This window comes from Paucibacter sp. KCTC 42545, from assembly GCF_001477625.1.
Lineage (GTDB): Bacteria > Pseudomonadota > Gammaproteobacteria > Burkholderiales > Burkholderiaceae_C > Paucibacter_A.
On sequence record NZ_CP013692.1, the window covers coordinates 1,826,000 to 1,842,122 of the forward strand.

General features: G+C 60.5%; 13 protein-coding genes. 12 read left to right on the plus strand and 1 reads right to left on the minus strand.

The window, feature by feature from the left end:
• Positions 1-14 precede the first annotated feature (14 nt).
• From AT984_RS22920 to AT984_RS08165, 12 genes are all read left to right on the plus strand, one after another.
• On the plus strand, positions 15-1,523 hold the full coding sequence (locus AT984_RS22920; RefSeq protein ID WP_156421948.1) for a hypothetical protein: 1,509 nt from the start codon (positions 15-17) through the stop codon (positions 1,521-1,523).
• A gap of 110 nt (positions 1,524-1,633) precedes the next feature.
• A complete protein-coding gene (locus AT984_RS08115) occupies positions 1,634-3,757 on the plus strand; it encodes a peptidase domain-containing ABC transporter (protein WP_058719668.1) in 2,124 nt (707 codons plus the stop codon).
• Between the two features lie 62 nt (positions 3,758-3,819).
• Positions 3,820-6,777 carry a Tn3 family transposase gene (locus AT984_RS08120; protein WP_058719669.1) on the plus strand — a complete coding sequence of 986 codons (2,958 nt, stop codon included), beginning with the start codon at positions 3,820-3,822 and terminating at the stop codon, positions 6,775-6,777.
• A 60-nt stretch (positions 6,778-6,837) separates the two neighbouring features.
• A complete protein-coding gene (locus tag AT984_RS08125) occupies positions 6,838-8,181 on the plus strand; it encodes a methyl-accepting chemotaxis protein (RefSeq protein WP_058719670.1) in 1,344 nt (447 codons plus the stop codon).
• Between the two features lie 39 nt (positions 8,182-8,220).
• A complete protein-coding gene (locus AT984_RS08130) occupies positions 8,221-8,628 on the plus strand; it encodes a bacteriohemerythrin (protein WP_058719671.1) in 408 nt (135 codons plus the stop codon).
• Between the two features lie 89 nt (positions 8,629-8,717).
• Positions 8,718-9,035 carry a DUF2249 domain-containing protein gene (locus tag AT984_RS08135; RefSeq protein ID WP_231741589.1) on the plus strand — a complete coding sequence of 106 codons (318 nt, stop codon included), beginning with the start codon at positions 8,718-8,720 and terminating at the stop codon, positions 9,033-9,035.
• Positions 9,036-9,059: 24 nt separating this feature from the next.
• Positions 9,060-10,280 (plus strand): NnrS family protein, encoded by a 1,221-nt coding sequence (locus AT984_RS08140; RefSeq protein ID WP_058719673.1) that lies wholly within the window; start codon positions 9,060-9,062, stop codon positions 10,278-10,280.
• A 103-nt stretch (positions 10,281-10,383) separates the two neighbouring features.
• Entirely contained in the window at positions 10,384-10,881 is a 498-nt protein-coding gene (locus tag AT984_RS08145; protein WP_058719674.1) for an RrF2 family transcriptional regulator, read from the plus strand.
• Positions 10,868-12,292: a cytochrome c oxidase accessory protein CcoG gene (gene ccoG / locus AT984_RS08150; protein WP_058719675.1), complete on the plus strand. Its 1,425-nt coding sequence runs from the start codon at positions 10,868-10,870 to the stop codon at positions 12,290-12,292. The genes AT984_RS08145 and ccoG overlap by 14 nt, the downstream gene beginning before the upstream one ends.
• 14 nt (positions 12,293-12,306) lie before the next feature.
• On the plus strand, positions 12,307-13,500 hold the full coding sequence (locus tag AT984_RS08155) for an NnrS family protein (protein ID WP_058719676.1): 1,194 nt from the start codon (positions 12,307-12,309) through the stop codon (positions 13,498-13,500).
• Positions 13,497-13,829, plus strand: a complete 333-nt coding sequence (locus AT984_RS08160; protein WP_058719677.1) for a metal-sulfur cluster assembly factor — start codon at positions 13,497-13,499, stop codon at positions 13,827-13,829. The genes AT984_RS08155 and AT984_RS08160 overlap by 4 nt, the downstream gene beginning before the upstream one ends.
• Positions 13,826-14,947 (plus strand): hypothetical protein, encoded by a 1,122-nt coding sequence (locus tag AT984_RS08165; protein WP_058719678.1) that lies wholly within the window; start codon positions 13,826-13,828, stop codon positions 14,945-14,947. The genes AT984_RS08160 and AT984_RS08165 overlap by 4 nt, the downstream gene beginning before the upstream one ends.
• On the opposite strand, the gene AT984_RS08170 is transcribed toward AT984_RS08165, so the two are convergent.
• Positions 14,905-15,663, minus strand: a complete 759-nt coding sequence (locus AT984_RS08170) for a Crp/Fnr family transcriptional regulator (RefSeq protein WP_058719679.1) — start codon at positions 15,661-15,663, stop codon at positions 14,905-14,907. The two genes, AT984_RS08165 and AT984_RS08170, sit on opposite strands and share 43 nt — an antisense overlap.
• Positions 15,664-16,123: the final 460 nt, after the last annotated feature.

Sequence of the window (16,123 nt, forward strand, 5' to 3'; positions counted from 1 at the left end):
CTACAGGATTGGGCATGTCGAATTTCGAAACACTACCCAAAGAAAAAAGCGAAAGTTTATTTCTTTGTGATGAGAAGATGTTTGGCAAGGAAATGGGGCATGTCCAGATTAAGATGGATGAATTAATTGACCCAAAATTAATATGGATCAACCGCCGCATATTAGAAAGTGATCCTGCATTTGTGGCCGTAGGAAATGATCTTCAGGCCTATGAAAATCACATTCTCAAATCCTGCGCTGCAATAATTGATTCTCAATTTTACGGCAGTTCGCGATGCAATATTTCGCCCGCGAATGGACAGTATGGGGTAGCTGATCGTTATGGAGGAGCGGGAATTGGCCACAATGGCGGGAGTGGGCGGAACGCGCTGCTGAATGGTTACTTGGTCAAGGGGATAGGCCGTACGCCGTTGGTTAGCAAATTAACACCACTTTCCCATGCTTCAGGAGGCGCCTATCTAGAAGAATGTGTTCGTGAAACTATTTTTGGGGAAATAGTAGATCAAGAGTTTCCATACGGCGCAATACCCACCCTAGCTATCATCGACACGGGGATAAAAGAGACCTGGCCTGAAGGTATTTGGCCTGAAATGGAACGTCGTACTTTGTTGGTTAGGCCGACCTTTGTTCGGCCAGCTCATTTTGAGCGGGCAATAGGATTTATTTCTGAAAATATTAAAGAAGGGGTGCTTGATCAGCGAAGAGTGGAGGCTGTATTCAGCGAAGCTATAGCACAACGAGGCAAGGAAGGTCTAATCACCGATTTCAAAGCTTTCTTTTTCCGATGGGCCCATCAACTGGCTTATAGTTTTGTCAATCGTCTTCCGCACGGAAATAATACATCCTCTAACATAGCATTCGATGGTCGGCTTGTTGATTTCGGCGCAATGACGGCTGTACCCTCTTGGTCAATCACGGCCACTTCTCTTTACCCTGATCCATATGTCGAGAGATTTGAAAATATTTCCGCTGCTATTCGGTCATTGAGCTACTACTTTGGCAGGCACTTGGATCCGCTTCTTAGCGACAGAGTAGAGATGGAGAACAGGATTTCTAGTGTTAGGGCTAGTTTTTTCCAGTTTACTGCAATGGAAGTTTTGCGGTTATGTGGCGTACCAGATGCCGCAGCAAATTCAGTGATGCAGGAAATGAGTACGACAATGTTGCAGGAGGTGGTTCAATCCATCATAGGCTACTATCAAACCGAGCATATTGATTTCATCGACGTTACAAATTTCCCAAAAAAACGGTGGGATATTCCTGAGATATGGCTACCGAATCCGCCGAAACATCTCCGCAAACTTAACCACCTATTGCATGACATTGTTCCCGCGACCAAACGGGCTGACTCTAGACATCTTTGCATTCAAAGATGTCGAAGTCGGCCCTTACTCTACAAGCCTGGGGCACGCGATTCGTTCTTCAGAGATATGGATGAAATTTTACCCACAGGAACCCATGCTGATTCAGAAAGAATAGCAAAATATATAGACAACATTGTATCCAAGTGTTTGAGGATATGAATTTCCTACTCAGTGAGAGTTTTTTCTTTTAGCTGAGTCCCCTTACTATCTAGTTTTCGATACACCTTTTGGTGTCGTTTTATTCTCTTTGAATTATTAGAAATGATGGTATGAAGCTTCAACTCCAAGCCGAAGCCGCCGAATGCGCCCTCGCTAGCCTCGCCATGATCTGCAGCGCCCACGGCCTGCATAAAGATCTGGCCGATTTGCGCCGCCTCTTCCACGTCAGCCTCAAGGGCGCAACCCTGCAACAGCTGATCTCCCACGCCGCCTCCTTGGGTTTTTCCTCCCGCCCCTTGCGATTGGACCTGGAAGAACTCGGTGAGCTACAAACCCCCTGCGTCCTCCATTGGGACCTGAATCACTTCGTAGTTCTCAAGAAAGTTCTGCGCGGCGGCAAAGCCGCAGTGATCCTTGATCCGGCAGTAGGCGAACGACGCTTGTCGATGAGCGAGATATCACGCCATTTCACCGGCGTGGCTTTGGAGTTGAGCCCCAATGCGGAGTTCAAGTCCCAAGCCTCGGCGCCTAAGGTGTCATTGCGAGCCTTGACTGGCAAGGTCATGGGCCTTAAGCGCTCGCTCCTGCAAATCTTTGCCGTGGCCGTGGTGCTGGAGATGTTTGCCATCGTTGCACCCTTGTTCAATCAGATGGTGGTGGACGACGTGCTCACTTCGGGAGACCGCGATCTGTTGTCCGTGCTGGTGATCGGCTTCGGCTTGCTGCTGGTGGTGCAGACTGCTGTCGGGCTGGCCCGGTCTTGGATGGTGATGGTCTTGGGCCAGACCTTGTCCTTGCAATGGATGGGCAATGTGTTCGCCCATTTGGTGCGCTTGCCGGTGGACTTTTTTGAGAAGCGGCACTTGGGCGACATCACCTCGCGCTTCGGCGCCGTCAGTGCCATTCAAAAGACTTTGACCACAGCCACCATTGAGGCGGTGCTGGACGGCCTGATGGCCGTGGCCGCGCTGGTGATGATGCTGATCTATGCGCCCACGCTTTGCGCGGTCACTGTCACCGCCGTCGCAGCCTACGGCCTTCTGCGCTGGGCGGCCTACCGACCCTTCCGCGATGCGGCAGCCGAACGTCTGGTGGTAGCCGCCAAAGAAAACACCCATTTCCTGGAAACCCTGCGCGCCATCACCCCGCTCAAACTGTTCGGTCGGGAGGAAGCGCGCCGTGCCCGCTGGCAGAACCTGATCGTGGATGTGCAGAACCGCGATGTGCGCACGGCCAAGATGAGCATTGGGTTTTCGACGGCCAACACTTTCATCTTTGGTCTGGAGAACCTGCTGGTGCTGTGGCTAGGTGCCAAGCTCATCATGACGGGGCAGCAGGCTGGGGCTGTGACCATGACCGTGGGCATGCTGTTCGCCTACCTCAGCTATAAGGGCCAGTTCACGGGCCGCGTGTCGGCCCTGATCAATTACGCCGTGGAACTCAAGATGCTGGGCCTGCATGCGGAGCGCCTGGCCGACATTGCCTTGGAGCCGCCCGAAAAGGACGACGCGCCTGCCAACGATTTGCGGCACTTGGTGCCCAGCATCGAACTCAAAGACGTCAGTTTCCGTTACGGCGAGGGTGAGCCCTGGATTCTGCGCAATGCCAACTTCCGCGTGGAAGCGGGTGAGAGCGTAGCCGTCACCGGCCCATCGGGGGCGGGCAAGACGACCTTGCTCAAGATTGCGTTAGGCCTGCTCAAACCCAGCGAGGGTGAGGTCTTGTTCGGTGGCATGCCGGTGCGCCAATTGGGCCTGCAGAACTATCGCCGCCAGATCGGCACGGTGATGCAGGAGGATGCTTTGCTCACGGGCTCACTCAGCGACAACATCGCCTTCTTCGATGTGCAGCCCGATCAGGCCCGAATTCAGGCCTGCGCGGAATTGGCGCAGTTGCACGCCGACATTTGCCGCATGCCCATGGGCTACCAAACTTTGGTGGGCGACTTGGGCTCGGGTCTGTCGGGTGGGCAGAAACAGCGGCTTTTGCTGGCGCGGGCCTTGTACAAGATGCCGCGCATCTTGGCTTTGGACGAAGCGACGAGTCATTTGGATTTGCAGAACGAGCGCGCAGTGACTGCGGCATTGAGCAGTTTGCCTCTGACTCGATTGATCATCGCCCATCGACCAGAAACGATTGCTGGCGCGCAGCGGGTGGTGATCGTGCGTGAAGGGCAGGTGATGGAACTTGCGAGGGCTGTGCCCGCCGCCTCTACTGAAACTTGGCAGGCTTAGTTCAGCGGCCACGATGCAGTCGGAATTCGGCGTAACACCGACCTCATCAAGGATATGACCTGATGAGCAGCATCAATGAAACGGCGTACCCGCAGTTGCACGCCGACATGGCGGAGAAGGACCTTCTCGCGCTGTTCACACCCACCGTCAAAGAGCAGCGATTCTTGAACGAATCGTATCGCCGGGTGACGACCCAAGCCTTGATCGCCATCCAGCTCAAGACGCTTCAGCGACTTGGGTATTTTCCTATGCTGGCTGATGTACCGGGCACCATCATTCGCCATATTTGCAAGCACCTAGGGGTGCCGGTTTTCACATCTGCTGCGCTCAAGGCCTATGACGAGTCTGGGAGCAAGTCGATTCACCAGCGTCTGCTGCGCGAGTACGTCGGCCTGCGTGTGCTGGGTGCCGACGGTCAAGCCTGGCTGGATGAGCAGGCCTCTAAAGCCGCGCAGACCAAGCAAGAATTGCCCGACATCATCAATGTGCTGTTGGAAGAACTGCTCCATCACAGGTACGAGTTGCCAGGCTTCGTCACTCTGTCGCGTGCCGCTACGCGAGCCAGAACCCGGGTCAACGACGAGATTCAACGCCGGATATCGTTGGCCCTCACTGATAAACAGCGCGGGCTAATCGATCAGCTGTTCACGACCCGTGCTGGCCGCAGCCAGTGGGAGCAATTGAAGCGGGAGCCCAAACAGCCCAATGTACGTGAGGTCGTCAGCTTCTTAACGCATATTGAGGCCGTCCGAAAGCTGGCCGATGATTTGGTCAAGCCCGAGGACGTACCGGTCTCTAAGCGCACCCAGTTCGTGCTTGAAGCCCGCGCCTTGAACGTGCGCGAGATGATGGCGCTCAAGTCCGTCAAGCGCTATGCGCTCGCTGTGTTGCTGATTCACGCCCAGTTGCAGAAGGCAGTAGACGACGTCGCAGAAATCTTCATCCGTACCGTCCGAAACATGCACAACGTGGCACGCGACCGGTTGAAGGAATACCAGTTGGCGCACGTCGAGCAGGGGGAGGCGCTGATCGCGCAGTTTCGGGAGATGCTGACCGCCTTTGAAGACGACGGCAGCGATCCAGAGCGTATCGAAAAGATGCGCGGCGTGCTCGGTGATGACCCCGCCACTTGGATTGAGCGCTGCGATGAGCACATGGCGTTCGCCGGGAACAATTACTACCCGTTCATGCTCCAGCCCTACCGCAGCAAGCGAGCCTTGCTGTTCCAGTGCCTGGACGCCATGCTGCTGAAATCCTCATCCCCCGATGAAAGCCTGCTTCGCGTCATCACCTGGATTACCCAGTTCCGCGCCAGCCACAAGGAGTATGTCCGCGCCGATGCCGGCTTTGGTCCCGTGGAACTGAGTTGGCTGACCGAGCGGAAGTGGCGTGCATTGATCGAAGGTAGCGGCGCCTCAGGCCTGGTCCATCGCAAATACCTGGAACTGTGCGTCTTCACCCATGTGATGGAAGAGCTGAAGTCCGGCGATCTTTACGTGCAGAACAGTGACCAGTTCGATGACTACCGCGACCACTTGGTGACTTGGGAGCAGTTCGAGGCTGAGGTGGGCGGCTATAGTGCCATGGTGGGCCTACCGGCCAATGGGGACGATTTGGTCACTTTGCTCAAGCAGCAATTGACGGAGCTTTCTCAAAAGGTGGATGACCGAATCCCAGAGAACGAGCATGTGGGCATCACGGAAACTGGCCTGCTTATTCGGCGCACCGACCGCGCGCCACCGCCAGATGGTCTGCCTGAGGTGGACCAGGCCATCACGAATTCAATGGCCACGACCAGCATCTTGGATGTACTGACGGAAACCGAGCGCTGGCTTGATCTGCATAAGCTCTTCGGGCCGCTGTCCGGCTTCGAGAGCAAGGTCGATGACCCGCGTAAGCGCTTCCTGACCACCTTGTTCTGCTACGGCTGTAATCTCGGGCCGACGCAGACGGCGTTGTCGGTCAAGGGCTTATCTAGAAAGCAAGTGGCTTGGCTCAACCTGCATCACGTTACCGAAGAAAGGCTGGACAAGGCAATCTTCAAGGTCGTCAATTCGTACAACCGCTTCGCACTGCCGCAGTATTGGGGGACTGGCAAAAGTGCGTCGGCAGACGGGACCAAGTGGAACGTGTACGAGCAAAACCTGATGTCCGAGTACCACCTGCGTTATGGCGGCTATGGCGGCATCGGCTACTACCATGTGTCGGACATGTACATCGCGCTGTTTGGCAACTTCATCCCATGCGGGGTCTACGAGGCGGTCTACATCCTGGACGGTCTGGTGAAGAATGAGTCAGACATCCAGCCCGACACCTTGCACGGTGACACACAAGCCCAGAGCGCGCCGGTATTCGGTCTCGCGCACCTGCTGGGCATCAAGCTGATGCCACGAATTCGCAACATCAAAGAGCTCGTCTTCTTCAAGGCCGAGCCGGGCTTGCAATACCGGCATATTCAGACTCTGTTCCGCGGCACCATCGACTGGGACCTGCTGGCCTTGCACTACCGGGATATGCTGCGTGTCGCGGTATCGATCAAGCTCGGCAAGATCACGCCGTCAATGATCCTGCGGCGCCTGGGCACCTTTAGCCGCAAGAACAAGCTGTACTTTGCCTTTAGAGAACTCGGCCGGGTCATCCGCACCTTGTTCTTACTCAACTACATCAACGATGTAGAACTACGCCGCTCGATCCACGCTGCGACAAACAAGAGCGAGGAGTTCAACAACTTCGTAAAGTGGCTGTTCTTTGGCGGAGAGGGAATCATTGCCGAGAACCTGCGGCACGAACAGCGCAAGGTCATCAAGTACAGCCAATTGGTAGCCAACATGGTGATCCTGCACAACGTGCAGTGGATGTCGCGCAAACTCAAGGAACTGCAGGGCCAGGGGTATCAGGTGGGGGAACCAGTACTGAAGGCCTTGTCTCCGTATCGAACAGCCCACATCAATCGCTACGGCGACTACACGCTGGACCTGTCGAGAGCGGTGGAACCGATCGACTACAAGATCAAATTCTAAAAGTGCGACAACGACTTAGAGCGTTTTCTGCGGATTTTTCAGGAATCACGGCCGACCCTCTTGATCGCTACCGATGCGGGACAGCGGGATCGGATCAATGCGGACATTGCTGCCAACAAGAAGAAGATTGACCAAGCCCTGTCGCAATTGAATGAGCTGGTGCAACGTCCCGACGGCAAAGCGCTCCTGGCCACCATCGTCGAGAGACGGGGCCGATTTGTGAAGGCTTTCACTCGCGTGGCCAGCTTGGTGGCCGAGGGGCGGCGCGACGAGGCGGTCAGCGTGATGAATCAAGAAACCCTGCCCGCCATCGATGACTTGCAGCAGCCCATCAATGCCTTGGCCGACCTGCAGCGCCAGATCGTCACCGACAAAGGCAATGAGATGGCGGCAAGCATCAGCTTTACCGTCAAAGTTCTGGCCATGCTTGGTCTTGTTGGTGCAGTTTTCGCGGTCGTGGTGGCCATGGTGGTGTACCGCGCCATTGCCTTGCCGATGCGCCATGCAGTCTCACTCGCTCAATCAGTAGCGGCAGGCGATCTAAGCCGTCATATCGAGCTCGGGGGGAATAACGAGACCGGGCAGCTTTTGCAAGCGCTGTCACTGATGAACGAGAGCCTGACGCGCATGGTCGGCCAGGTCCACCAAGGTAGCGAGGCCATCTCAACGGCCACCGGCGAAATCGCCGCCGGCAATCTCGACCTTTCGCAACGCACCGAGGAGCAGGCGGCTGCATTGGAGCAGACAGCGGCTTCGCTGCAGGAGCTCGCTGGCACGGTCAAAGAGAATTTTGAGTCTGGCCGTCATGCCAACGAACTGGCCTCATCGGCCGCCGCCGTGGCCGCCAAGGGCGGCGCTGTGGTCGGCCGGGTGGTGGACACCATGGAAGCGATTGCCGGCTCCTCACGCCGCATCGGCGACATCATCGGCGTGATCGATGGCATTGCTTTTCAAACCAATATCTTGGCGCTCAACGCGGCGGTCGAGGCGGCACGTGCCGGCGAGCAGGGGCGCGGCTTTGCCGTGGTGGCCAGCGAGGTGCGCAGCCTGGCCGGGCGCTCGGCCACCGCAGCCCGTGAGATCAAGGGCTTGATCGCCGACTCGGTGGGCAATGTCAATGAAGGCTGTCGCCTAGTCGAACAGGCTGGCAGCACCATGGACGAGATTGTGGTCAGCGTGCGCCGGGTGGCCGATCTGATGCGCGAAGTGACGCAAGCCAGTGAAGAGCAAACCAGCGGCATTGCCCAGATCAACCAGGCCATGGGGCAGATGGATCAGGTAACGCAAGGCAATGCCGCACTGGTGGAAGAAGCCGCTTCGGCTGCCGAATCGCTGGCCGCTCAGGCCCATGCCCTGGTGCGTCTGGTCAGCGTGTTCCGCTTAGATCCCAGCGCCCGCTCTTAAGCGCAGCCGCACTGCCCTCCCCCACAGCAGGAGCCAGCGATGAGCTATTTCAAATGGGCCAGCGATATGGTGATCGACGATGGCCCCATCGATCAGGATCACCTGCACCTGGTGCAGTTGGTCAACGATTTGCACAGCGCCACCAGTGAGGGGCAAGGCAAAGAAGTAGTCGGCCAAATCCTGGATCAGTTGCTGGCCTATACCGCCGATCATCTGTCCCGTGAAGAGCAGCTGATGCGGGCTGCAGGCTTCCCGAACCTGGAACGCCACCAGCAAGGCCACGCCAAATTCATCGCCCAGTTGCATGCACTCAAACAGCGCTACGACGCCGGCAGCCTGGCAGTTGCTGCCCAGTTGTCTGCGGTGCTGCGTGATTGGTTGTCCCTGCACATTCGGCGTTCGGACAAAGAGCTGTTGGCCTATCTCAAGCAGAAGTCCCAGCGCTGAAGCTTAAGCCGATCCTGCGCACCCCTTCATAAGCTTCATTTTAGATATTGCTTTTGGCAGGAATTCCCGAGACAATAGTTGCATTCAAAATGCAACTTATAGAAATCGACATGAATTCCGTCTCCACCCCCACTGCCGCCGCTGCCATCATCGATGTACGCCAGATCCCGCCATCTCAGCGCCACGGCCTGATCTTTCAGCACTTTGAAAGCCTGCCCATTGGCGCCTGGTTTGACCTGCATAGCGACCATGAGCCGCTGCCGCTGAAGCAGCAATTCCAAGCCCTCTGGCCGGGCCAGTTTGATTGGGAGGTGCTGGAAGGCGGGCCGCAGCAATGGCGCCTGCGGATTGGCCGGCGCCCCGCCGGCAAGAGCTGCTGCGGATGCTGCGGCGGCGCCGCGAACTGATCCCGGCCGAGCACAGAGGTCGCCATGAGCAAGGTATTCCTGCAATTGCAAGAGCCGCCCCTGCGGCGCCGGCCAGGCGAAGGCCTGGCCCTTTGGGACTTGGGCTTTCGCCCTTTCTATTTGCTGGCGGCCACGCTAGCCCTGCTGTCCGTGCCTTTGTGGGCCTTGCAGTTCAGCGGCCTGCTGGGTCATGGCGGCCTGCGCGGCTCGGCCTGGCATGCTCATGAGATGGTGTTCGGCTACGCGCTGGCCATCATCATCGGCTTTCTGTTTACGGCCGGTCGCAACTGGTCGGGCCAGCCTACACCGACTGGCCGGCCGCTGATGGCCTTGGCCGCCCTTTGGGTGCTGGCCCGTGTGCTGGTGCTCTCGCCTTGGCTTTGGGCTTCGCTGCTGGTCAATGTGGCCGTGCCGTGGCTGGCAGCCTGGGGTCTGTGGCGGGCTTTGCACGCCGGTGGCAACCGGCGCAACTACTTCTTTGTCGGCCTGCTGCTGGTCATCGGCCTGGCCACCGCTGCCCTGCATCTGAGTGAGTTGGGCCTCTTGGCGCAGCTGCCCCTGCCGGCGGCGCCGGCCCGCGGTTTGGGTCTGCCCTTGGCGCTGGATCTGCTGCTCTTCATCATCGCGGTGATGGCCGGGCGCGTAGTGCCCATGTTCTCCAACAACGGCGTGCCCGGCATGAATGCCCGGCGCGATGATCGGGTGGAGCGTGCCGCCCTGGGCAGCGTCTTGTTGCTGGCTGCAGGCGATGCCGTGGGCCTGAGTGGGCCGGCCATGCTGCTGCCTCTGCTTGCGGCCCTCGTCGCCCATGGCTGGCGCTTTGCGCTGTGGCAGCCCTGGAAGACCCTGCGCAACCCTCTGGTCTGGGTGCTGCACGCGGCCTACGCATGGCTGCTGCTGCATTTGGCCCTGCGCGCGGCGGCGGCGCTGCAATGGCTGCCGGCTTCGCTGGCCACCCATGCCCTCACAGTCGGCCTGATTGGCCTGATCACCCTGGGCATGATCACCCGCACCGCACTGGGCCACACCGGCCGGCCCTTGAAGGCTGGCCCCATTGAGACCGCCGCTTACCTGGCCATGTTGGCCGCGGCCCTGCTGCGTGTCTTCTTGCCGCTGTTGATGCCGGCCGCCCTGCTGCAAGCGGTCTGGCTTTCCGCCGCACTCTGGGCCACGGCATTCGCACTGTATTTGTGGCGTTATGGGCCCATGCTGCTGCGACCACGCATCGACGGTCTGCCCGGCTGAGCGCAGACGCAAGCCCAAGATGCAAGTCACGCCCGCAGGCTTTGGAGCCAAGGCGGCGACGCTCCCACTTTTCCACCAATCAGACCCACCAGGAGAACACCCGATGCGCCTGACCACCATGACCGATTACGCCCTGCGCATGCTCATCTATCTGGGCCAACACCCAGAGCGACTTTGCACCACCGCAGAAATCGCGCAAGCCTATGACATCTCCGAGGCGCACCTGACCAAGATCACCCACCAGCTCGGCCTGGGCGGCTGGATCAGCACGGTGCGCGGCAAGGGTGGCGGCATGCGCCTGGCCCTGGCGCCGAGCGAGATCATGTTGGGTGAGCTGGTGCGGGCCATCGAGACGGATTTCTATCTGGTCGAATGTCTTGGCACGGGCAATGCGTGCAACCTCACCGGTCGCTGCCGGCTGACAGGCATCTTCAACGAGGCCCTGGCCGCCTTTCTGGAGCAGCTTGACCGACACAGCTTGGCCGACCTCTTGAGCCCGACGCCGCCGGGTTCCGCTGCAGGCATCCGAGAGATCAAACTCGGCATGCCCCTTCCCGCCCCAGCCAGCCGCCGCAAGAAGGGCAGCCATGATCCAGCCTGAAAGCCCGGCTTTGCCGCGGCGGGTGATTCCACTCTACGCGGCTGAAACCAAGGTCTACCCCCGCTCGGTCACCGGCCGCTTTGCCAATTGGCGTTGGCTGATGGTGGCGCTGACCCAGCTCTTCTTCTACGGCATGCCCTGGCTGCAGTGGAACGGCCGCCAAGCCCTGCTCTTCGATCTGGAGACCGGCCGCTTTTATGTGCTGGGCCTGCTGCTCTACCCGCAGGACTTCATCTACCTGGCGGCCTTGTTGGTGCTCAGCGCCCTGGCCCTGTTCTTCTTCACGGCCGTGGCCGGTCGCCTGTGGTGTGGCTACAGCTGCCCGCAAACGGTCTACACCGAGATGTTCCTCTGGATCGAGCGCCACACCGAAGGCGACCGGCAAGCCCGCATGCGCCTGGACCGCGAACCCTGGTCCTGGCCCAAGATCGGGCGCAAGTGCGCCAAGCATGGTGGCTGGCTCGCCCTGTCGCTGCTGACCGGATTCAGCTTTGTGGCCTATTTCATTCCGGTGCGCGAACTGGCCGGCCAAGTGATGAGCCTGAGCCTACAGGCGTGGCCGTTGTTCTGGGTGCTGTTCTATGCCGGGGCAACCTATGGCAACGCCGGATTTCTGCGCGAGCAGATGTGTAAATACATCTGCCCCTATGCCCGCTTCCAAAGCGCCCTGATCGACGCCGACTCCTTGATCATCAGCTACGACGCTCAGCGCGGCGAGCCACGCGGCGCCCGCTCACGCAAGCAAGAGCTAATACCCCAGGCAAGCGGCGCCGCTGACTGCATCGATTGCACCTTGTGCGTGCAGGTTTGCCCCACCGGCATTGACATCCGCAATGGCTTGCAAAACGAGTGCATAGGCTGCGCCGCCTGCATTGATGTTTGCGACCAGGTGATGGACAAGGTCGGCGCGCCGCGAGGCTTGATCCGCTATGCCACCGAGAACGGCATCACCGGTCAATGGAGCCGCAAGCAAATGCTGGCGCGCGTGCTGCGGCCGCGGGTGCTGCTTTACGGCGCGGCCTTGATGGCGCTCAGTCTGGCCTTCGTCTTCAGCGTGTATCAGCGTGAAGCGCTCTTGATCAATGTGATCAAAGACCGCCAAGTCATGGCGCGCCAAGTTGACGAGGGCGAAATCGAAAACGTCTACCGCCTGCAATTGATCAACCGCACCGAAAGGCCGCTACAACTGCACTTGCGGGCCGATGGCCTGCCGGGGCTGCAACTGCTGGCCCAGGGCGCGGAAAGCATCAGCGTGGCGCCTTCCAGCATTGGCACCCTGCCGGTGCAGTTGCGTCTGCCGCCCACCGCTGGATTGGCTTCCGGTGCACACCCCGTTCAGATTGAGGCACAGGAGTTAGGCGGCGGCGCCAAGACTTTCACGGCCAAAGCCGTGTTCTTTGTCCCCCGCTAGCGCTGGCGCAGATCTTGGCCTCAGCGCACCGCCCCTTCTTCAGCGCCGCAGCCGCGGTTTGGCTGGGTGCTGCTGGTCTTTGGGCCTGGCAATTGCTGAGCGCGGCGCCCCAAGCAGCCTTGCTGCTGCCCGCGGGCCTGCTGCATGGCTGGAGCATGAGCTTGGGCTTTATGCCCCTCTTCATCGCCGGATTCGCGCTGACCACGGTGCCGCGCTGGTTGGGCCTCCCGATGCCGCCGGCGGGGGCGGTCTTCTGGCGTAGCGCATGGCTTGCCGTCCTGGGCTGGGCCTTGCTGCTGGTCGGCGCGGCAATGGGCTGGCGGGGCACTGCCGCCTTGGGCGCGGCGATGCCCGCCCTGGTGCTGGGCGACGTCAGCCGGCGCCTCTGGGCTGATTGCCGCCGCCTTGGCGCCAGGCACTCGGGCCATGCGCGGGGGCTTGCCCTGGGGCTGCTCGTGCTGGCCCTGTGTCAAGCCCTGGCGGCCCTCGCGCTGCTCGGCGAGCAAGTCTTGCTGCTGCGCCTAGCCGTTCATGCCGGGCTGAACCTCGGCGTGGCCGGCGTCTTTGCCCTGGCCTTGCAGCGGCTCACGCCCTTCTTGCATCAAGACGGGCGGCGCCAAGCTCTGCTCTTAATTGCCCTGCTGAGCGGCCTGGCCTTACGCGCCGCACTGGATTTCGCCACTTTGCTGGCCTACCCGCCGTCTGCGCTTGTGGCCTGGACCAGCGCCGCGGCATTGCTGGGCCTGGGGATCTGGCTCTGGCGGGATGCCTGGGCGCCGGAGCTGGCTGCGGCACGGCGTACGCCCCTGGTCGCACAACTGCATTTGGGCTATCTCTGGCTGGGCCTGAGCTTTCTCTTGGACGCCGCGGCTTTGGCCGCCGCCGCCAGCGGCCACCCCGGCTGGCTCGGCCTGGCCCCGCAACACGCCGTGAGCCTAGGCTTCATGGGCAGCACCTTGCTGGCCATGGTCAGCCGGGTCAGCGCTGTGCAGCAAGGCCGCAGCGTGGCGGTGGATCGCCCGCTTTGGGTCATGCAAGCGCTTCTGCAAGCAACGACGCTGATCCGCCTAGCGGCCGATTTCAGCACCCATCGCGGCCTGCTGCTGGCCTTGGCTGGCGCCGGCTTTGCCCTCTTGGCGCTGAGCTGGAACTGCCGCTATCTGCCCTGGCTCTTGAGCCCAATTCAAACAAAGAGAAGCAATCGATGAATGAGTCAGACATGGACGCCTTGCGTCTTCGCATCTTGGCCGCCCTGGACAAGGTCTTGGACCCGGAGATTGGTGAAAGCATCGTGGCGCTTGGACTGCTGGAGTCGCTGACTCTGAGCCCCGGCTTGGCGGAACTGCTGCTCATTCCCACCAGTGCCACCTGCCCGATGGCGGACCAACTCATGGATGAAGCCGGCTGCGCCATCGAAGCGGAATGCTCGCCGGATTGGCGTATCGAAGTCGATATGGACTGGGGCCTGATATGGTCGCCCGAGCGCATGACGCCGGCCTTGCGCCAACGCCTTGGCTGGCCCGAGCCGCAGGCATGAGCACGCGCCGCAAGCCCGGGCCTAGCCACTGGGCACGCATCGTGACTCGCCTGTGCCTAGCCCTGGCGGCCTTGAACTTGCTGGGCGCGCTGGCCGGCGGCCTGGCCCGCTTCGGCTGGCAGATCTTGCCCGCGCCATTGGCCGCACAGGTTTTGCAAGAGCACGGCGCCTTGCTGATGGCAGGATTTTTCGCCAGCTTGATCAGCCTGGAGCGCGCCCTTGCCTTGCACCGTGGCACCTGGCTGCCCCTGCTGTCGGGTCTGGCGGGGCTGCTGGCAATGGCGGGCTTTGCGGCTTGCGCGGCCTGGGCATGGCTCTTGTCCAGCATCGGCCTGTGTGGCCTGTATCTGTGGGCGGCACGCACACGCGCCCTGTCTTTGCCCCTGGCCGTCGAAGCCAGCGGCGGCGCCGCTCTGGTGTGGGGGGCACTGGCCTATGTCTTGGGCAACCTGGAGCAAGCACGCTGGGCCTGGAGTTTGTTCTTGCTGCTGACCATTGTTGGCGAACGGCGTGAGTTGATGCGCTTGCGCCCGCTGCCCGCCTGGGCGAGCCAGCTCTTTCTTTTTGCCTGGGCGCTGCTTAGCCTAGCGGCCGTGCTTTTGATGGGACCCCGTGCGCATTGGGGTGCGCAACTGGGCTGGCTCCTCTTCGGCCTGCTGGCCCTATGGCTGCTGGCTTTCGATCTGGCCCGCCTGCAATGGCGCCAAAGTGGCTGGGCCGGCCATACGGCGCGCTGCTTGATGGTGGGCTATGGCTGGCTCCTGGCGGCCAGCGCGGCGGGGCTCAGCGGCCAAGGCGGCGTGGGCGGCGTGGCCTGGCACCTGATGTGGCTGGGCTTTGTCTTCGCCATGGTCTTCGCCCATGTGCCCATCATGTTGCCCGTGCTGCTGGGCCTGCGCCCGCTCTACAGTGCTTGGGCCTTGCTGCCACTTGGCCTGATGGCTTTGAGCTTGCTGCTGCGGACTTTTGCGGTGCTCACGCAGCGGTCCGACTGGCTCGTCTGGGCCGGCGCGGGGCATGGCCTGGCCCTTGTGAGCTTTGTGCTGATCGTGGCCCTGCTATGCAAGGCGGAAGCTCAGCGGCTGACGCTGGCTTTGCAAAAACCGCGCAGTCGTTGAACATCAGGGATCCAGACTTCACTGTGCTGCATCTCGATCAAGCCGCTCTCCTGAAACTGCCGCAGCGTGCGTGACAGGGTTTCAGGCGTGGCGCCAAGCTGTGCGGCGAGGTCGCGTTTGAGTTCGCTGATGACCAGATGGTCGGCGCTGTCTGACTGCTGCAACTGCACCAGCAACCACTCGGCCAAGCGCACCGGGAAGTCCTTGATGGTCAGCGCTTGGCGGGCCGCAATGGCTTCGCAGCTGAACCTGGACAGGCTGGCCAACAAGGCGCCCAGCAGCGCCGGCTCCTCTCGACTCAGCCGCAGCACCTCGGTGGCCGGGAACTCATGCGCCAGCACCGCCGTGGTGGCGATGGCGGTCTCAGGATAAAGCGAACCGCTCCAGGCACTCGATAAGTCCAGCCATTGGCCGGCGCTCAGCGAGTGGCTTTGCCACCATTTACCCTTTTCCGAGCGCTTACCCATGCTGACCTTGCCGCGCACCAGCAGCCACAGGCTGCCCTTGTTGGCAAAACCCTCGTGCAGCACCCGACCGCGGGCGCGCACCCGGTGGCTGCGGCCCAGGCCGGCCAGCTCGTTCAGGGTTTGCGGCACATCGAGCAGCGCAGGCCACGCCTGCTCCAAGGCCTGGCGCACTTGCCTGGCTTGAAGCTGTGCCGGGCTGAGCTGCGGGCCGCTGTACGGGGTGGTTTCTGAGTGAATAAAAGCATTCATGAGGCGCTGCTTTCTGAGTGGAAACGGGCGTCAACTCCTGGGTGATGAGTCGACCATCGAAGGCCGAGCCTCGGCATTGACCTGGCATAAGAAACCGAGCTTTTTTGTCGGACAAGGGCGAGACATGGCCTCGGCTCGGCCCGATTGACCCGGGCAACGCGGCCGCCAGTGCCTTTCGGCGAGCGCGCCATCAGCCCTCGCGCCCTTCTTGCCGCGATTGCCTGGGACACCCGTCTTAATTGCGCGTTATGCCATCGCCGGCGTGCTGCTGAATCCGCACAAAAGTGTCGCCAGAAGAACGTGCCTTATCGCGATAGCAGGCGGCGTGATTTGTGTTGCCGCAAGGCTTTGGCTTGAGTTCGGTCAAGCGTGGCGCCGATGCGTGGCTTCGTGTCTGTCCTTAAACCAGTTCAAGGACGAGGCCAGGGTGCAGCGGGACGATTGCCGCAGTTCTCAACAC

Coding starts and splice junctions, on each gene's coding strand:
- AT984_RS08135 (WP_231741589.1), top strand. CDS start 8,718: ATGCAACTTATAGAAATCGACATGAATTCCGTCTCCACCCCCACTGCC.
- AT984_RS22920 (WP_156421948.1), top strand. CDS start 15: ATGTCGAATTTCGAAACACTACCCAAAGAAAAAAGCGAAAGTTTATTT.
- AT984_RS08160 (WP_058719677.1), top strand. CDS start 13,497: ATGAATGAGTCAGACATGGACGCCTTGCGTCTTCGCATCTTGGCCGCC.
- AT984_RS08165 (WP_058719678.1), top strand. CDS start 13,826: ATGAGCACGCGCCGCAAGCCCGGGCCTAGCCACTGGGCACGCATCGTG.
- ccoG (WP_058719675.1), top strand. CDS start 10,868: ATGATCCAGCCTGAAAGCCCGGCTTTGCCGCGGCGGGTGATTCCACTC.
- AT984_RS08170 (WP_058719679.1), bottom strand. CDS start 15,663: ATGAATGCTTTTATTCACTCAGAAACCACCCCGTACAGCGGCCCGCAG.
- AT984_RS08145 (WP_058719674.1), top strand. CDS start 10,384: ATGCGCCTGACCACCATGACCGATTACGCCCTGCGCATGCTCATCTAT.
- AT984_RS08115 (WP_058719668.1), top strand. CDS start 1,634: ATGAAGCTTCAACTCCAAGCCGAAGCCGCCGAATGCGCCCTCGCTAGC.
- AT984_RS08140 (WP_058719673.1), top strand. CDS start 9,060: ATGAGCAAGGTATTCCTGCAATTGCAAGAGCCGCCCCTGCGGCGCCGG.
- AT984_RS08130 (WP_058719671.1), top strand. CDS start 8,221: ATGAGCTATTTCAAATGGGCCAGCGATATGGTGATCGACGATGGCCCC.
- AT984_RS08120 (WP_058719669.1), top strand. CDS start 3,820: ATGAGCAGCATCAATGAAACGGCGTACCCGCAGTTGCACGCCGACATG.